This window comes from Alteribacter lacisalsi, assembly GCF_003226345.1.
GTDB classification, from domain to species: Bacteria; Bacillota; Bacilli; order Bacillales; family Salisediminibacteriaceae; genus Alteribacter; species Alteribacter lacisalsi.
On record NZ_PDOF01000001.1, the window covers coordinates 130,460 to 147,648 of the forward strand.

12 protein-coding genes are annotated in these 17,189 nt (G+C 46.1%); 3 read left to right on the forward strand and 9 right to left on the reverse strand.

Going from position 1 to position 17,189, the window contains the following annotated elements; genetic code table 11:
- Positions 1-19: 19 nt before the first annotated feature.
- The 3 genes from ilvN to ilvA form a co-directional block, all read right to left on the reverse strand.
- Positions 20-289, reverse strand: a complete 270-nt coding sequence (gene ilvN, locus CR205_RS00625; protein ID WP_110515918.1) for an acetolactate synthase small subunit — start codon at positions 287-289, stop codon at positions 20-22.
- Positions 286-2,004, reverse strand: a complete 1,719-nt coding sequence (gene ilvB / locus CR205_RS00630; RefSeq protein WP_110515919.1) for an acetolactate synthase large subunit — start codon at positions 2,002-2,004, stop codon at positions 286-288. Before ilvB ends, ilvN begins: the two co-directional genes overlap by 4 nt.
- 571 nt (positions 2,005-2,575) lie before the next feature.
- Entirely contained in the window at positions 2,576-3,847 is a 1,272-nt protein-coding gene (ilvA, locus tag CR205_RS00635) for a threonine ammonia-lyase IlvA (RefSeq protein ID WP_407923553.1), read from the reverse strand.
- 326 nt (positions 3,848-4,173) lie between these two features.
- Between ilvA and CR205_RS00640 the strand changes: the two genes are divergently transcribed.
- Complete coding sequence (locus CR205_RS00640; RefSeq protein ID WP_236634671.1) at positions 4,174-5,373, forward strand: MFS transporter; 1,200 nt, start codon at positions 4,174-4,176, stop codon at positions 5,371-5,373.
- A gap of 587 nt (positions 5,374-5,960) precedes the next feature.
- Here the strand turns inward: CR205_RS00640 and cysK are convergent.
- Positions 5,961-6,899 carry a cysteine synthase A gene (gene cysK, locus CR205_RS00645; RefSeq protein WP_110515925.1) on the reverse strand — a complete coding sequence of 313 codons (939 nt, stop codon included), beginning with the start codon at positions 6,897-6,899 and terminating at the stop codon, positions 5,961-5,963.
- A 167-nt stretch (positions 6,900-7,066) separates the two neighbouring features.
- Between cysK and thpR the strand changes: the two genes are divergently transcribed.
- Positions 7,067-7,621, forward strand: a complete 555-nt coding sequence (gene thpR, locus CR205_RS00650) for an RNA 2',3'-cyclic phosphodiesterase (protein ID WP_161524624.1) — start codon at positions 7,067-7,069, stop codon at positions 7,619-7,621.
- Positions 7,622-7,703: 82 nt separating this feature from the next.
- Entirely contained in the window at positions 7,704-8,666 is a 963-nt protein-coding gene (locus CR205_RS00655; protein WP_110515929.1) for a hypothetical protein, read from the forward strand.
- Between the two features lie 155 nt (positions 8,667-8,821).
- Here the strand turns inward: CR205_RS00655 and CR205_RS00660 are convergent, their stop codons facing one another.
- From CR205_RS00660 to glgB, 5 genes are all read right to left on the reverse strand, one after another.
- The gene (locus tag CR205_RS00660) at positions 8,822-11,245 is read right to left on the reverse strand and encodes a glycogen/starch/alpha-glucan phosphorylase (RefSeq protein WP_407923554.1); all 2,424 of its coding nucleotides are present in this window, start codon (positions 11,243-11,245) and stop codon (positions 8,822-8,824) included.
- 22 nt (positions 11,246-11,267) lie between these two features.
- Positions 11,268-12,698, reverse strand: a complete 1,431-nt coding sequence (gene glgA, locus CR205_RS00665) for a glycogen synthase GlgA (protein ID WP_110515934.1) — start codon at positions 12,696-12,698, stop codon at positions 11,268-11,270.
- A gap of 256 nt (positions 12,699-12,954) precedes the next feature.
- Entirely contained in the window at positions 12,955-14,061 is a 1,107-nt protein-coding gene (gene glgD / locus CR205_RS00670) for a glucose-1-phosphate adenylyltransferase subunit GlgD (protein ID WP_110515936.1), read from the reverse strand.
- 54 nt (positions 14,062-14,115) lie between these two features.
- Complete coding sequence (locus tag CR205_RS00675; RefSeq protein WP_110515938.1) at positions 14,116-15,264, reverse strand: glucose-1-phosphate adenylyltransferase; 1,149 nt, start codon at positions 15,262-15,264, stop codon at positions 14,116-14,118.
- On the reverse strand, positions 15,261-17,183 hold the full coding sequence (gene glgB, locus CR205_RS00680) for a 1,4-alpha-glucan branching protein GlgB (RefSeq protein WP_110515940.1): 1,923 nt from the start codon (positions 17,181-17,183) through the stop codon (positions 15,261-15,263). Before glgB ends, CR205_RS00675 begins: the two co-directional genes overlap by 4 nt.
- Between the last annotated feature and the right edge of the window lie 6 nt (positions 17,184-17,189).

The window sequence follows — 17,189 nt, forward strand, 5'->3', positions numbered from 1 at the left end:
CTTGGGCTTTTTTTCGTTATTAATCAGATTTAGCTGCAAAGTCAGGAATCTGTATTGAGAAATCAGTGATATTGATTACATCTATCTGTTTATCCAGTTGTTTCTTTATCTGTTCAACAACCTTTTCATCAGGGACATCAACTACAATCGTCATTAAAGAGCGCCGGTGGTCATCAATGGGTGCAACAGATAGACTTTCAATATTAAACCCTTTCCTGAGAAAGAGGCTCGTGACCCTGTTTAACACTCCCAGCTGGTTGGTTACGACAACGGACAATGTTCTTCTCATGGTTTCACACCATCCATTTCCTGGATTCCCTTCCCTGGAGCAATCATTGGATAAACGTTCTCATCAGGGGTTACGCGGCAATCGATAATATAGGGTTCCTGAACAGAGAGAGATTCTTTTAGAACGTGAACGAAATCCTCTTCGCAATCCACCTTGCTTCCTTTAATTCCAAATGCTTCAGCAAGCTTTACGTAATCAGGCTGGTTAGGAAGGAGAGACTCAGAGTATCGTTCGTTATAAAAGAGCTGCTGCCACTGCCGGACCATTCCCATTGATTTATTGTTTACGATTACGATTTTTACTGGAAGATTGTATTCTTTCAAAAGTGCTAGTTCCTGGAACGTCATTTGGAAGCCCGCATCACCCAGAAGGGCAACGACATTTGTGTCCCGCAATCCTATTTGAGCGCCGATTGCAGCGGGAAGTCCAAATCCCATCGTTCCCAAACCTCCGGAGGTAATCCATTTATTCGGTGTTTCAAAAGAATAATACTGGGCTGACCACATCTGATGCTGTCCCACATCTGTTGCTACGGCGGCATTTCCAGCTGTGTATTTATGAACCAGCTCAGTAACCCTCTGAGGTTTTAGTGTCTCATTGTCCTCTTTATACCAAAGCGGGTATTCTTTTTTGCTCTCTTCCAGGCTTTTTCTCCATGTCGTTGTTTCAGTTTCGACGTGAGGTTCTGACAATAGCTGTTTCAGAGATTCTCGGGCGTCACCTATTACCGGAATCTCAGTCGGTACGATTTTTCCTACTTCAGCAGGGTCTATATCCATATGAACAACCTCTGCTTTTTTGGCAAAATGTTCGAGATTTCCTGTCAGCCGGTCATCAAAACGAGCACCGACGTTAATGAGAAGGTCTGTTTCATACAGTGCCATATTGGCAGAGTAGGTGCCGTGCATACCTGCCATCCCCAGGAAAAGCTTATGACTGGCGGGGAAACTGCCTAATCCCAGCAGTGTATTGGCAACTGGAAGCTGATACTTTTCTGCAAATTGTTTGAGTTCGGCAGAAGCCTTGGCATGCAGGACACCTGCACCGGCAAGGATCACCGGCCGTTTCGCAGTTTTCAGCGCTTCGGTTACCTGTTTAATGGCATCGGGGTCAGGTTTCTGCTGTACCTTATATCCAGGAAGGTGAATGGGCTGGGAATAATCAAAAGAGCCCTTCGCAGCTGACAGGTCCTTAGGAACGTCTATTAACACCGGACCCGGCCTTCCAGTACCTGCAATATGAAAAGCTTCCTTAATAATTCGCGGCAAGTCCTTCACATCCTGAATCTGGTAACTGTGTTTAGTAATGGGCATTGAGATCCCCAGTGTCGGTGCTTCCTGAAAGGCATCGGAACCTAACGCACTGGAGTTCACCTGCCCTGTAAAAACAATCAAAGGTAACGAGTCCATCATTGCGTCAGCAAGACCAGTGACAACGTTTGTGGCTCCCGGACCGGAAGTGGCGACAACAACTCCCGGCTTTCCGGTGACTCTGGCATAACCTTCAGCGGCGTGAATCGCACCTTGTTCATGTCGGGGGAGAATATGAGGGATCCCACCGTCATACAGCGCATCGTAAATGTTTAAAGCTGCGCCTCCCGGGTAACCGAATACACACTCAACATTCTCTTTCTTCAATGCCTCTACAATCATTTTTGAGCCGGACATGATCTGACTTGTGGTTTCAGTGGTTGTCTCATTGGACATAAGAACCATTTCATCACTCCTTCCTGAATCAAAACACTTCATTTTTTCGTTTCGACAGAACCCTTGGATTATTCGGACTTTTTTGTACAACAAAACCTCTGTGGATCGGCAGAGACACACCAAAGTATTCCTTTGGTATAAATCAGAACCTGTCCGCAGAGGCTTTTTTCCTCACGGTGTACATCAATCTAGTGATGCCGGTATCGCTCGGACCAGACATGAATGTATATTATACAAGCCACCGGAACCCTAGATACCCTCCTGATGTTAAACAGTGTTTTGGCTGTTCAACACGAAATGGTTTATTAAATTTTGAGTAAGTTTAAATCCAGGCGATTAATTAGTCAAGTCCGATTATTCAGAAAATAAGGAGTGTTTGAAAGCGCTTAATCAATCGGTATGACTGCGTGTATCCGCTTACACTTTAAAGGAATAAAAGATTTTAAAAAAAATATATAAATTCTTTTTTTGGGACTGGCAGATAATTTAACAAAAAAAGACACTTTATCAAGTGTCTTTTAAAGGAGTATGATCCAAATAAATACAGCATAATAATACATTTATATGAATTATTATGAAGTTAAATCAATAAGTTAAAGAGCTCTGGATCTTTATTAAGTTCGGTGAACGAGAAGCCGTTTTTATCCATTCTACCAATCAGGGCATTATAATCACCAGGCTGTTTTAATTCTATACCTACTAAAACAGGTCCTTTTTCCCGGTTATTTTTCTTCGTATATTCAAAACGGGTAATATCATCGGTCTCACCCAGTACCTCTTGCATAAATTCCCGCAGTGCTCCTGCACGCTGCGGAAAGTTTACGATAAAATAGTGCTTTAACCCTTCATAAATCAGCGAACGTTCTTTCACTTCCTGCATACGGTCTATATCATTGTTCCCACCGCTGATAATGCAGACAATTGTCTTTCCTTTTATCTCATCGCGGTAAAAATCAAGGGCTGTAACAGGTAAAGCACCAGCTGGTTCGGCGATGATGGCATTTTCATTATATAATTTGAGGATCGTGGTGCACACTTTTCCTTCAGGTACAAGAACGATATCATCGAGCAATTCTTTCACAATATCGAATGTAATTTCACCAACCTTCTGCACTGAGGCACCGTCTACAAACTTTTCTATTTGCTCGAGTGCCTTCACATGGCCTTTTTTCAGAGACTCTTTCATGGCTGGAGCACCTGATGGTTCAACGCCTATGATCTTTGTTAAAGGAGAAGTCTCTTTGGCGTATGCTGCCACGCCTGAAGCTAAACCTCCGCCGCCAATACTCATAAACATATGGGAGACAGGCTCGTCAATTTGATCTAAGATTTCCAAACCTACTGTTCCTTGACCTGAAATTATTTTTTCGTCATCAAAGGGATGAATAAAAGTCATTTTTTCTTTACTGCAGACTTTCTGCGCTTCATTATAGGCGTCATCAAACGAATCTCCGGTAATGATAACCTCCGTCATCTGTCCGCCAAAGAAGGTGACTTGATTGATCTTTTGCCGTGGTGTGGTTGAGGGCATGAATATCTTTCCTTTTATCCCTAATTTTTTACAGGAATAAGCGACGCCCTGAGCATGGTTTCCGGCACTGGCACATACGACCCCTCGTTTGCGCTGCTCCTCAGTCAGACTTTTGATTAAATAATAAGCACCTCTGATTTTAAATGATCTTACGGGCTGCATGTCCTCGCGTTTTAAGTACACATTACAGTCATATCGCCTTGAAAGAATCTCGTCTTTCTGCAATGGTGTTTTTACTGCTGCCTCATGCACAACATTTAAGGCACTGCGTACATCTTCTGCCTGCACTTTCAAAAGTGAACGTTGGGTACGATCTTTGATGGTTTGATTCATAGCGCTCTCCTTTGTTGTTTATTTCTGAAATATCTTACTCTTTAAATTTTTAAGTTTCATTCTATCACATGAGTTGTCAAAAAAGCCACATCACTTTTCAGTGAAAATATGTAATTAACAAAATGAGTGTGTGTTCCAGGTCATTGAAGATGTATAATAATTGATGCTGAACTGCAGGATCGAGCCTCTGCCGAGCGGATTTGACTCATCCGCCGAATGAGGAGATACATACAGAAGGTTTGATACAAGCGGCGGCCATATACGTCGATGCTATCTATGAGCTTGCAAAATAATTTAAAAAGGTGCTGTTAATTTTGGCTTCACAATCCCTGCATCACGAATCACATACTCACCGCCGTCAGCTTAGGGACATGCGGATTTTTTATTTTCTTTCTTTTTTTGCTATAGGGGGGCTGTTCCCTCTTTTAAGTGTATATCTGCAGAATGAAGTGGGCTTAAGAGGATCCCAAATCGGGGTAATTATGTCTATAGGGCCTGTCATGATGCTCATTGCCCAGCCGATCTGGGGGCTGATCAGTGATTATACGAGAAGTCCTCGTATATTGCTGGCGATTTCTGTTACGGGTACTGGTGCAATCGGCCTCATGTACGTAACTGCTGAACTGTATCCGGTCCTGATTTTTATCGCTGCCTTTCTGGCTCTTTTCCAGGCAGCCATGATTCCCCTGTCTGACAGCATGGTCATGAATTATGTTCATAAAAAAGGCGGAGATTACGGGAAAGTCCGCCTTTGGGGCGCAGCCGGTTTTGCCCTGGCTGTATGGGTAATGGGTAACCTGTCCGACTGGTTCGGCCAGTCCATTATTTTCTACGCCTTCGCAATCGTACTCTGGATCAGCGCCTGGTTTGCCCTTAAAATGCCGAGAGAATCGCAGGTTGTCAGGGTGGATTTGAAAAAAGGTCTTCGAAAACTGATTGTTGTGCCGAAATTTGTTCTGTTTCTAATAGCCACGTTTCTTGTGTTCGGGCCGATCATGGCCAACAATTTTTATTTTGGCCTGCTGATTCAGTTTGCCGGAGGATCTCTTGCCGGGGTGGGTCTGGCATTTCTGCTTGCAGCAGGAAGTGAGATCCCGTTTATGAGATGGGCCGGCAGTCTGATTTCGAAGCAGGGCGTTACCGCCATTCTGTTCCTGGCCGCTCTTGTATCCGGATTCCGCTGGCTGTTTTATTTTCTCGGGCCTTCTCCGGAACTGATTTATGTCACAACTGTTATTCAGGGGCTATCGATCGGCCTGTTCATACCTGCAGCTCTTCAGTATGTGCGAAGTCTGGCTCCTGACGAGGTTAAAGCTACAGCAGTGAGCCTGTATGCAGCTGTGGGAAATGGTCTGGGGGCCTGGTTTTTTACGTTCTTTGCCGGGCTCATTATGGACTGGCAGAACGTTCTTTATGTTTACCTGTTTTACGGGGTCCTGACATTATGCGGGGCAGCTGTTCTTATTATTATTATGAATCTTGAAAAGAAGGAAGGCTCCCATGTGGACGCCTGATTAAAACGGGGCTGGGACATAACTCAGCTAAATAGAAGGACCCTCACCGTCGGTGAGGGCCCTTAGCTTTGGCAGTATTATAATGGTTGATTGTTCAAAAATAAACTCGCTTGCCTCGGGCAAGACGTCTCGTGATTTTTGAACAATCAACAAGGTTGAAGGACTTGTAAAAGACAGTATTCGCACGACAGGCTTATCAACAAACAAAACGGTGCCAGATATCGAAAAGCGATAATTGGCACTGTTTTTTTCTTGGCTCTGTTAAAGCTTAATGTTGATATTTTTCTATCATTGATTGAAGCGAACGCGCGACACTCCTGCGGTGCCCGCGGAAACGGAGTGCAGCGAGCGGAAAGTAACAACAGACTTTAACAGAGCCTTTTTCTTAGATAAAGATTGTTTTGTCCCAGCCTCCATTTTCAGAAAAGCTGCTTTCGGATAGATTGTTGCTTTTTGTATTATTTAGAAGTAGCGGAAGGCGGCAACTCCAGCGGGAATAGCATCGGCTGAAAACGCCCGCCTGCAGCGTAATATATCAACATTCTTTACGAAAAGAGCTTTCAGAAAACATGTGTAAACGACTGATCTTATTCTTCATCAAAGAGGAACAGGTCAGTGGAGAGGTAACGTTCTCCCGTATCACAGGCGATGGCAACGACGACGTCGTCCGGGCTGAGCCGTTTTGCAACCTGGAGTGCAGCAAAGCAGGCTGCTCCTGATGAAGGACCTACCAGAATGCCTTCCTCGCGGGACAGACGACGGGAGATGTCATACGCATCTTCATCTGTAATCGTGAAGATTTCCCCGTACACATCCTCGTTTAGAATAGGCGGTACAAAGCCCGGACTCGTACCGACAAGCTTATGGGGTCCCGGTTGCCCGCCTGAAAGTACAGGAGAGCCTTTCGGTTCGACTACATGCACGCTCACATCGGGATAGAACTTTTTAAGTTCCTCGCCTGTTCCTGTGATCGTTCCGCCGGTACCGGAAGCAGCCACAAAGGCACTTAGGGGCTTGCCGATCTGCTTCATCGCTTCCCGTATTTCCAGAGCGGTCGTTTTCCGATGGGCTTCGGGATTCGCTTCGTTTTCAAACTGCATCGGCATAAAACTGTTTGGAATTTCCTTAACGAGCTCGTGTGCCTTTTCGATCGCACCGGGCATTTTTTTATCCCCTGGTGTAAGGACGACCTCGGCTCCGTAAGCTTTTAGAAGATTAATCCGTTCCTGGCTCATCGTATCGGGCATGGTGAGAATCGTACGGTATCCCCGGGCAGCCGTATTCATCGCAATCCCGATCCCGGTGTTCCCTGAAGTTGGCTCGATGATGACCGAATCTTTGTTAAGGTGTCCGTCCTTTTCAGCCTGGACAATCATATTGTAGGCTGCACGGTCTTTTACACTGCCGCTGGGATTCATAAATTCAAGTTTTAAATAGACATCGGCACCTGTTTCGGGGGCCAGTTTCTGAAGTTTAACGAGCGGGGTATCGCCAATCAGTTCTGCCATATTTTCCACTACGCGCATGACAATCATCCTTTCTGCATTGGTTCGTGTTTACTTTTGCATGATCAAGGTTATATTTTGGTTAAACTAAAATACGGCTTTTTTCCATCTTTCCTGATCGTGGTTGTCGGAATTAGAACAGTTTTATTTTATCACATAAAAGATTGATCATAAAAGGAGGACTGTCTGTGAGTGAGGATCATTATTTCATTGCATTTCCTGTCCCGGAGAAGGTTCATGAGCCGCTGATCCGTGTTCAGCAAACATATGGAACAGGTGAAAAATTTAAAAATGAAACGGATCGTGAGGACTTTCATATTACATTGTTATTTTTCGGAGGCTGGGATAATGAAAAAAGAGAACGGCTCTGGGCGGAACTGAAAGCAAAAATAGCAGAAGAACCGGCATTCTCACTCTCCCTCAGAGAGGTTGGCTTTTTTGGACGGCCGGCAGAGCCGAGAGTGCTGTTCGGAGGGCTCAAATACAGTAAAACCCTGATGGCTGTTCAAAAGAAAATAAGCGGTCTTGCAGAAAAGCACGGGTTCCCTGTAGAATCCAGACCCTATACACCGCATATCACTCTTGCGAAGGGGTATAAGGCAGACAAGCCATTAAAACTCCAGCATCTCGATTCTGATCTGCCGGGTATCGAATGGAATGTGGACGAGGTGATTCTTTACAAGATTCATCCATCCCGGAGACCGAAGTACGAAAAAATAGATACAATTACCCTTGTTCGTTAAAAAATGAGGTGGAATCCTACCATGAGCGCAGTAAGGAGCCTGTGCTAGAATGAAATAAGCATATAAACCAGGGGGGAACGATGTGGCGCAGTTAGTGAAATTATCCAATTACATTTCCAGATATGAAATGGACCTTCACCATTACTCGAGGCGTTACCCCCGTCTGAAAAAAGAACGCTGGCAGAGAATGAGAGAGTACTGGGAAACTGAACAGAAAAGACCGCTTCTTAGTGATTATGAGGAAATTGTCACATCCAGTTACGGAGTCGAAGGGACATCCTGGAAGCGATTTTTCAGACGTTTTCCTCTTCTGCATAAATGGTCCGGCCAATCAGAGGCTGAAGATGTGGAGCAAGCAGGAAGACTTAACAGACCCGTTTCCACAATTGAGGCACTGGGCCGTACGTTCAAGGAAGAACTGTACCGGTTTCAGTTAAGCTGGGCTTCATCTACAATCTCGGAAACATCGCAGATTAGTAAAGAATTTCTTAAAGATACACTGCTTGCAAGGCTTGTTAAGGATCTCCCTGATACATATTTGATTCTATACTGTCCGGTCGTCAGAATCCGTAACGCGGAAGTAGAGATTGGCATTATTGTTGTGACCCCTGTTGAGATCTGGCTGCTGCAGGCACTTGAAGGGGATGAACACACGATTTACACTCCCTTGGACGAGCGGTACTGGAGCAGAAGAGGGAGGGGCAGGGAGGATAAGATGGTTCACCCGGGGATTGCCCTCAGGCGGATGGTGTCGGTCATTCGAGAGATTCTGCAGGAACAGGATCATCCGGCCGTTTTGAAAACGGCTGTACTTGCCAGAAACAGTTTTATTGATGTAACAGGCAAAGGGCAGAGGATGCTGACAATCGATAAACGTTCTTACGGCACCTGGTTTGAGCAGATGAAAAAAAACCATTCACCTATAAAGCCCGCCCAGCTGCAGACTGTAAGATTACTTTTGAAGTACTGTGAGACCTATGCTGCCGCACGTTCGGTACTTTCGGAAGAAAGGGCGGAAAATCAAGAAAGGGGATTCAGCGTCTAATCACGCTGAATCCCCTTTCTTCATTGTTTAGGTAAATAAAGTTTCCAGACATTGTCGGGTTTCGCTTCAAAGCTCCTTTGTCAAAGCAGCTGAGGAGGCTCGTCGGCATCACCGCGTAAAGGGAGCGGTTGGCGTGCAGCAGAGAGTGGCTTCTTTTAATCCATCCGCTTCAGTTTCCAGATTTCAGAAGCATATTCCTGAATGGTCCGGTCGCTTGAAAATTTTCCTGAGTATGCCGTGTTTGTCATACTCATATTCATCCATGTGGATTTGTCCCGGTAAGCCTGCTCAACCAGCTCGTGGGCTTCGATATAGGCATCAAAATCCTTCAGAACGAAATACGGATCGTTATGGTAAAGAATGTGGTAGTAAATATCCTTAAACTCAATTTCCTGTGAGCCGAACGCACCTTCGTTCAGCTGATCGAGAATACGGCGGACACGTTCGTCTGTGTTGTAAATGTCCCGTGCGACATAGCCGCCGTGATGATAGTAATGGAGCACTTCATCTGCTGTGAGTCCAAAAATAAATATGTTCCGGTCCCCTACAAGGTCCCGAATTTCAATGTTTGCGCCATCGAGTGTGCCCACTGTAAGCGCACCATTCATCATCATTTTCATATTCCCGGTCCCGGAGGCTTCCTTACTCGCTGTGGAAATCTGCTCACTGATATCCGTTGCAGGTATGATCTTCTCTGCAAGACTCACATTGTAGTTTTCCAGAAAGACAACTTTCAGTTTGTCGTTTATAGAGGCGTCATTATTAATGATTGACGCCATACGGTTAATCAGTTTTATGACTTCTTTTGCAAAATAGTAGCTTGGTGCCGCCTTTGCTCCAAATATGAACGTTCGCGGAGTAATATCGAGATTCGGATTGTCCTTGAGTTCGTTGTAAAGATGAATCACATGGAAAATGTTCAGGAGCTGGCGCTTGTACTCATGGAGCCTTTTGATCTGCACGTCAAAGATCGAATGTTCATTTACTGTTATTCCTGTTTTCTCATGGATAAAGTTTGCCAGCTTTGCCTTGTTTCTCAGCTTAACTTCAGATACCCGGTCAAGGAAAGGTTCATCACGTGAGTAGCGGAGAAGGCTAATCAACTGGTTCGGTCTGGTGATCCACTGAGGACCGATTACATCGGTAATTAGAGACGAAAGTTCCGGGTTTACCTGAAGCAGCCAGCGGCGGTGGGTGATCCCGTTCGTTTTATTGTTGAAGCGGTCCGGGAAAAGGGTATAGAAATTCTTCATTTCTTTTTTCTTCAGAATTTCGGTATGAAGACGGGCAACGCCGTTCACGCTGAAGCTTCCGACAATGGCCAGGCGGGCCATATGAATCTGGTCATCAGCGATAATGGCAAGCTCGTGGACCTTATTCTGAAGCTCAGGATAATTATTCCAGACTTCTGTGCAGAATCGTTCGTTAATTTCATTAATGATCATGTGAAGGCGGGGAAGAAGGGACTTCACCATATCCTGGGGCCATTTTTCCAGTGCCTCACTTAGTGTTGTGTGATTGGTATAAGCCACTGTTTTTGTCGTAATTTCCCACGCATCATCCCAGCCGAAGCGTTCTTCATCCATCAGAATCCGCATCAGTTCAGGCACCGCAAGACTTGGGTGCGTATCGTTTATCTGAATGACGATTTTTTCAGGAAGGTGGATGAGTGAACGGCTGATGTTCTTTTTGTACTGCCGGATAATACTCTTCAGGCTGGAAGAGACAAGAAAGTACTGCTGCTTCAGCCGGAGCACTTTTCCATCGTAGCCGGAATCATCCGGATACAGAAATCCCGAAATCTGCTCAATAGAATGCTTGTGATCGAGATGATGGAAGTATTGGGAATTCTGCGTCGACATCATGTCGGTTGTGCCAGAGTTGGATTCAGCACTCCAGAGACGCAGCGTATTGACGACTCCGTTTTGATAGCCTGCAATCGGCACATCGTAGGGAACGGCTGTCACTTTATCTGTGTTTTCGTACTTAAATTCCAGGCTGCCGTCGTTCTTTTTGAGCATATGAATATCGCCGCCAAAGTGAATATCGATGGCTTCCTCTGCTTTCCGTGTTTCCCACGGATATTCTTCCTTAAGCCAGTAGTCGGGCAGTTCAACCTGATGCCCGTGGATAATCCGCTGCTCAAAAAGACCGTAGCGGTAGCGGATCCCGCATCCATGACCTGCAAATTTCAGGGACGCAATAGATTCAAGAAAGCAGGCCGCCAGACGTCCAAGGCCGCCGTTTCCAAGCCCGGCATCATGTTCAATCGAGTAGACTTTTTCCGGATCGTAGCCCATTTTCACGAGGGCTTCGTTACATGCGTCGAGCATGCCGGTATTTAACAGGTTGCTTTCAAGAAGCCGTCCAATCAGAAACTCCATGGAAAGATAGTAGACCTGTTTGGTCTGAGTCTGTTTATAGAGATCCTGGGTGTCGATCCAATTTTTGTTCATTTCTTCACTAACAATGCCGCAGATGGCATAAAATAGATCTTTCTCGGAGGCATCTGCAAGAGAGATCCCTCCGACCTTTTCTGTTTTATGCTTAATTTCGTCGATCCATTTTTCCGTTGTCAACTGAGCCAAGATGATTCACTCCCTAGGAATAGATGTTGGCGTTTTCGAATGCTTCATAAAGCTCAGTATAGGCAGCACCCGAGTCTTTCCAGCTGTACTGGCTTTTATTTACGTTCTTTAGCAGTTGAATCCACTGGATCGGGTTATGATAAATGGCCAGGGAATTTTGGAGTGCGTCCAGAAGTTCATGTGCGTTGTAATTCGCGAACCGGAAACCGTTTCCTTCCCCGGTAATTTCGTTAAACGGCTCAACTGTATCTCTGAGCCCGCCTGTTTCTCTTACAATCGGTACCGCTTTATACTGAAGGGCAATCAGCTGGGAAAGGCCACAAGGTTCAAACTGGGAAGGCATGATGAAAAAATCTGATGCAGCGTACATCTGCCGGGCCAGCTTTTCATCAAAAGTCAGCCTCACAGCCAGCTTTTCCGGGTGACGCTCCTGGGCGTGATAAAAGTACTCTTCAAATTCCCCGTCACCAGTACCAAGGACCGCAACCTGCACATCCTCCTGTAAAAATTCATCAAGGATTCGCTGAACAAGATGAAAACCCTTCTGCTCTACGAGGCGGGAAATGATCGTATAAAACGGCTTTTCCCCGTCCACTGGAAGGTGGAGCTGTTCCTGCAAATACTCTTTGTTTTCTTTCTTTTTACCCCGCGAATGGCGGTAGTTTGAGAAAATATAGGGATCTTTAAGCGGATGATAGTCATTTGTATCAATCCCGTTGATGATTCCCGATAGATCAGTGGCCCTCTCGTTAAGAAGATCATGAAGACCTTCCCCGTAAAAAGGATCCTTGATTTCCTCGGCGTAGCTTGGGCTTACGGTGGTGATTTTGTCTGCATGGAAAATGCCGCTCTTCATGCAGTTAAGCATACCGTTCCACTCCAGACCGCCAAAGTGTTCAATCGAAAGGTTAAAGAGTTCGTCGAACATCTGATGAGGCATCATACCCTGGTACTTGATATTGTGAATCGTAAAGACTGTCCTAAGGTCTTCTAAAGGCTGGATAATTTTTGCGAAAGCAGGAACCAGACCAGTCTGCCAATCGTGGGCATGAATGATATCCGGTGTGAATCCAAGATACGGCAGAGCTTCGATCACGGCGCGGCTGAAGAAGACGAAGCGCTCGCCATCGTCGTAATATCCGTAAACCCCTTTGCGGGTAAAGTAATAGTCATTGGATACAAAAAAGTATTCGACACCATTATGCTCAAGCGTATAAAGGGAAGCTTCCTGGTTACGCCATCCAACTGGAACGTTGATAGTTGCCGTAAGTTCCATCTGTGCCTGCCAGTGTGACGGCATTTCATCGTACAAAGGCAGAATGACTTTCACATGTGCTTTTCTGGATTTATTTAACTCCTGGGGAAGGGAGCCGATGACATCAGCAAGCCCTCCGGTTTTAATGAATGGTGTACATTCGGATGCAGCAAATAATACGTTTTTCATCACCAGTCTCCTTTTAAGTCACCCGGCAGCAGGTTTGGCTGCCGGGGTGGTTTCGTTCAGCTTTTCATGAATAATTAACAAGTGGGTGGTCGCTTCAGGCGGGCGCTTTCCGCGGGCATCATCTCAGCCTACTCGGGTAAATTCCTGCTTCTTCCTCTGCAAGCATATCCTTCGAAGCGGTCTGCGTCGAAGCAACTCGCAGCTTATTCGTGAAGCAAATGCTCGTCGCTGGAGTCGCCGCCTTACGCTTAACCAATTACATTACTTTACGTTTGGCCACAACATATGGCTTTGACGCTGATCCGATGAAGGTCTGTCCTTCGGTTACCGTGACATCTTTATCAAGGATCACGTTTTCCAGGTGGACGCCTTCTTCAATCGTGCACCGCTGCATAATCACAGAGTTTACGACTCTCGCTCCCGGTTTCACTTTAACACCACGGAACAGGATGCTGTTCTCAACTTCTCCGTTTACTTCACAGCCGTTGGCGAGAAGGGAATCCTTTACTTCAGAAAGGTCCAGGTACTTCGTGGGAGGCTCGTTACTGATCTTTGTTTTAATAAAAGCGTTTTTGTAGAAAAGCTCTTTATAGTTGTCGGGATCGAGCAGGTTCATATTGTTTCTGAAAAAGCTCTCGACGGAATTAATAAAAGCGGTGTAGCCCACATGTTCGTACGTCTGAACGTTCAGGTCCTGAAGGTTGTCTTTAATGCCGTCCAGGAACAGATGACCCTTGTGCCGGGCAATACATTCGTCAACAATCTTCATCAGCAGCTCTTTGCTGATGATATACACCCCGGTAAAGACGTGGGGGTTAGTGTGTTCATTGGTCATATCCTTAACCCAACCGCGGTCGTCCTGCTCAACCCGGAGGCACTGTTCATGTTCTTTCTCAAGCTCCTGAACCCGTGTAGTGACAAGAGTAACATCCGCCTTGCGCTCCAGGTGATAGTCAAAGGCTTCCTGGTAATCGGCGTTAGATAAAAACTGGCTGCCGCTCACAATGACATAGTTGGATCGTCCCCTGTTGAAATAGTCCCGGTTATTGTGAAAATGGCTCAGGTCTCCACGTGAGATGTCTGTTGGATCGTTCCAGTCCGGAGGAAGGATGAAGAGACCGCCGTTTCTTCGGTCAAGTTCCCAGTCAGCACCAGTTCCGAGGTGGTCCATCAGGGAACGATATTTGTTCCGGGTAAAAATGGCAACGTCCTGAACGTTGGAGCGGACCATGTTGGATAATGTAAAGTCTATCAGACGGTAGCGGCCCGCGAAGGGGACGGCTGCACCGCACCGGAAATAGGTGAGTTCGCTCAGGTAGTCGTGTTCGTGTTCAAGGTTGATAAGGCCCATCATTGTTTCCATATTGTAAGGATCCTCCTTTAGGTTCTCATTTGTAAGAATGCTTTTTCCTCTGTTCTATTTCAGTGCAGCAAGCTCCACATTTTCGTTGTCAATGACAAACGGTTCCTCCCCTTCTGGAGTGGAGATGTAGGATCCCGGTGGAATAACCGTGTCTTCCTTAATGATTGCCCGTTCGATAACGGAGTTGGCACCGATCTTTACACGAGGGTGAATGATGGATTCACGAACCGTGGACTTTTTTTCCACTTCCACATTTTCAAAGAGAATGGAGCGGTCCACTGTACCGCGGATCCAGCACCCTGAGTTAATCAGAGAATTGGTTATCTGGGTATTCCCGTTGATATATTGGGGCGGATAGTTGGAATCGTGAGAATAGGTCCGCCACGCCTTGTTGTTAAGAGATACAGGTTCATCCATATCCAGAAGGTCCATATTGGCTTCCCAGTAGCTTTGAACGGTACCGACATCCTTCCAGTAGCCTTGGAAACGGTAAGCGTACAGACGGCGGTCATCTTCAACCATGGCAGGGATAATGTCCTTGCCAAAATCGTGGCTGGAATTCATATTCTTCGCATCCTCAAGAAGGTAGTTACGCAGAACCTTCCAGCTGAAAATGTAAATCCCCATGGAGGCCAGGTTGTTTTTCGGATTGGCCGGCTTTTCATCAAACTCGTAAATTCTCAGATCGTCTGTTGTGTTCAGAATACCGAACCTTGAAGCCTCATCCCAAGGTACTTCAATCACGCTGATTGTGGCATCGGCGTTCTGTTCCTTGTGATGTTTCAGAAGCTTCTTATAATTCATTTGATAGATGTGATCTCCTGAAATAACAAGGATATATTCCGGATCGTAGCGGTCGATAAAGTGAATGTTCTGATAAATGGCATCTGCTGTGCCCGAATACCAGCTTCCCCCTTTTTTCTGAGTGTAGGGTGAAAGTACGGAGATACCGTCATGCTGACGGTCCATGTCCCATGGCTTCCCGATGCCGATATGCTTGTTAAGAAGGAGTGGGGAATACTGTGTCATTACCCCTACTGTGTGAATGTCGGAGTTGGCACAGTTGCTTAATGTGAAATCAATGATGCGGTACTTTCCTCCGAATGGTACTGCAGGCTTTGCCAGATCCTTTGTAAGAAGTCCGAGCCTTTTTCCTTCGCCGCCTGCCAGCAGCATGCCTACACACTCTTTTTTTCTGTTCATTCTGATTCCTCCTTATTGGATTTTCCTTCATCTATTTTTCTGAAAATGGTGACCGCCAGTGGAGGCACTTTGATTTTGATGGACTGCTGGTGGCCATGCCATTTTTCGGGCTGGGTAAAATGTTCTGCTGTATTAACCTGATTTGATCCGCTGAACATTTCGTCATCTGAGTTAAATACTTCAATATATTTGCCCGGTTCAGGTACCCCGACTTTATAGTCGTAGCTGACACCAGGGGTGAAGTTACACACAACGATCAGTTCCTCGCCCGGAGTTTTTGAACGCCTCATAAATGCAACGATGCTCTGATCGATATTATGAGGGTCGATCCATTCAAATCCATTCGGATTATGGTCCTGATCAAACAGGGCCGGATTTTCGAGATAAAAGTGATTGAGCTTTGAAAGATACGTGTGCATCGTCCTGTGCAGCGGGTACTCAAACAGGTGCCAGTCGAGCTGTTCCTGGTCTTTCCACTCTGCATATTGACCGAACTCACCGCCCATAAAGAGAAGCTTCTTCCCGGGATGGGTCATCATATATCCGTATAAAAGACGGAGCCCGGCAAACTGCTGCCACTGATCTCCCGGCATCTTATCCAGAAGGCTCTTTTTCCCGTGCACCACCTCGTCATGGGACAGGGGGAGAACGAAATTTTCGGTATGAGTGTACATAAATGAAAAAGTAAGCAGGTTATGGTGCCATTTTCGATAGACAGGATCGTATTCCATGTAATCAAGTGTGTCGTTCATCCAGCCCATATTCCACTTAAAGTTGAACCCGAGGCCGCCCTGGTAGGTTGGTGCCGTTACAAGCGGAAGGTCGGAACTGTCCTCTGCCATCATGAGACAGTTGGGATGATAACGGAATACGACTTCATTCAGCTTTTTGATAAATGCAACGGCTTCAAGGTTTTCTTCACCGTTGTACGTATTGTAGATTTTTTCCTCTCCGTCGGACCGGTCGAAGTTTAAATACAGCATACTGGCCACAGCGTCAGCCCGGATCCCGTCAATATGGTATTCTTCCATCCAGTAGAGGACGTTTGAGATCAGGAAACTCTGAACCTCTGGACGACCGAAATCGAATGTAAGCGTCCCCCAGGTTGATTTATCAGCTTTTTTCGAATCACTGTATTCAAATAATGGTTCACCATCAAATTGCCTGAGTCCATGTTCATCCTTACAGAAATGTCCTGGGACCCAGTCCATAATGACACCGAGATCATTTCGGTGACACTGATCCACGAAATATTTAAAGTCTTCCCGGGAACCGTACCGGCTTGTTACGGAAAAGTAGCCGGTAATCTGATAACCCCATGACAGATCAAAGGGATGCTCAGCAAGAGGGAGCAGTTCAATATGGGTAAAACCTAATGCTTTCACATAGGGAATCAGTTCGTCAGCCAGCTCCCTGTAGGTATAAAGTGTGCCGTCCTCACGGGTTTTCCATGAGCCGGCGTGTACTTCATACACATTGAGCGGTGACTCGTGGGGATTTTGTGACCCGGTCTGTTTCTGCCAGTCCCCGTCACTCCAGTTGAACGGGCGCTGCTCCTGGGTAAGAGAAGCGGTGGCAGGCCGGACCTCAGAATAAAAAGCGTACGGGTCACTTTTCAGAATCTGTTCCCCATGCGCTGTGTGGATTTGATATTTATATGGTGAATCAGGGGGGACATCTGTAAAGAATCCAGTCCATAGACCTGCGTCTGTGAGCCGCTCCAGCTGATGGGCGGAACTGTCCCATCCGTTAAAGTCCCCGGCAACGCCAATGCTTTGTGCGTGTGGTGCCCAGACAACAAACCGGAATCCTGCCTGCCCATCAAAAGTGATATGATGACAGCCCATAAATTGATAGCTCCGGTAATGGGTTCCCTGGTGAAAAAGATAAAGATCTTCTTCTGAGATGTGATACGCCATCGGAAT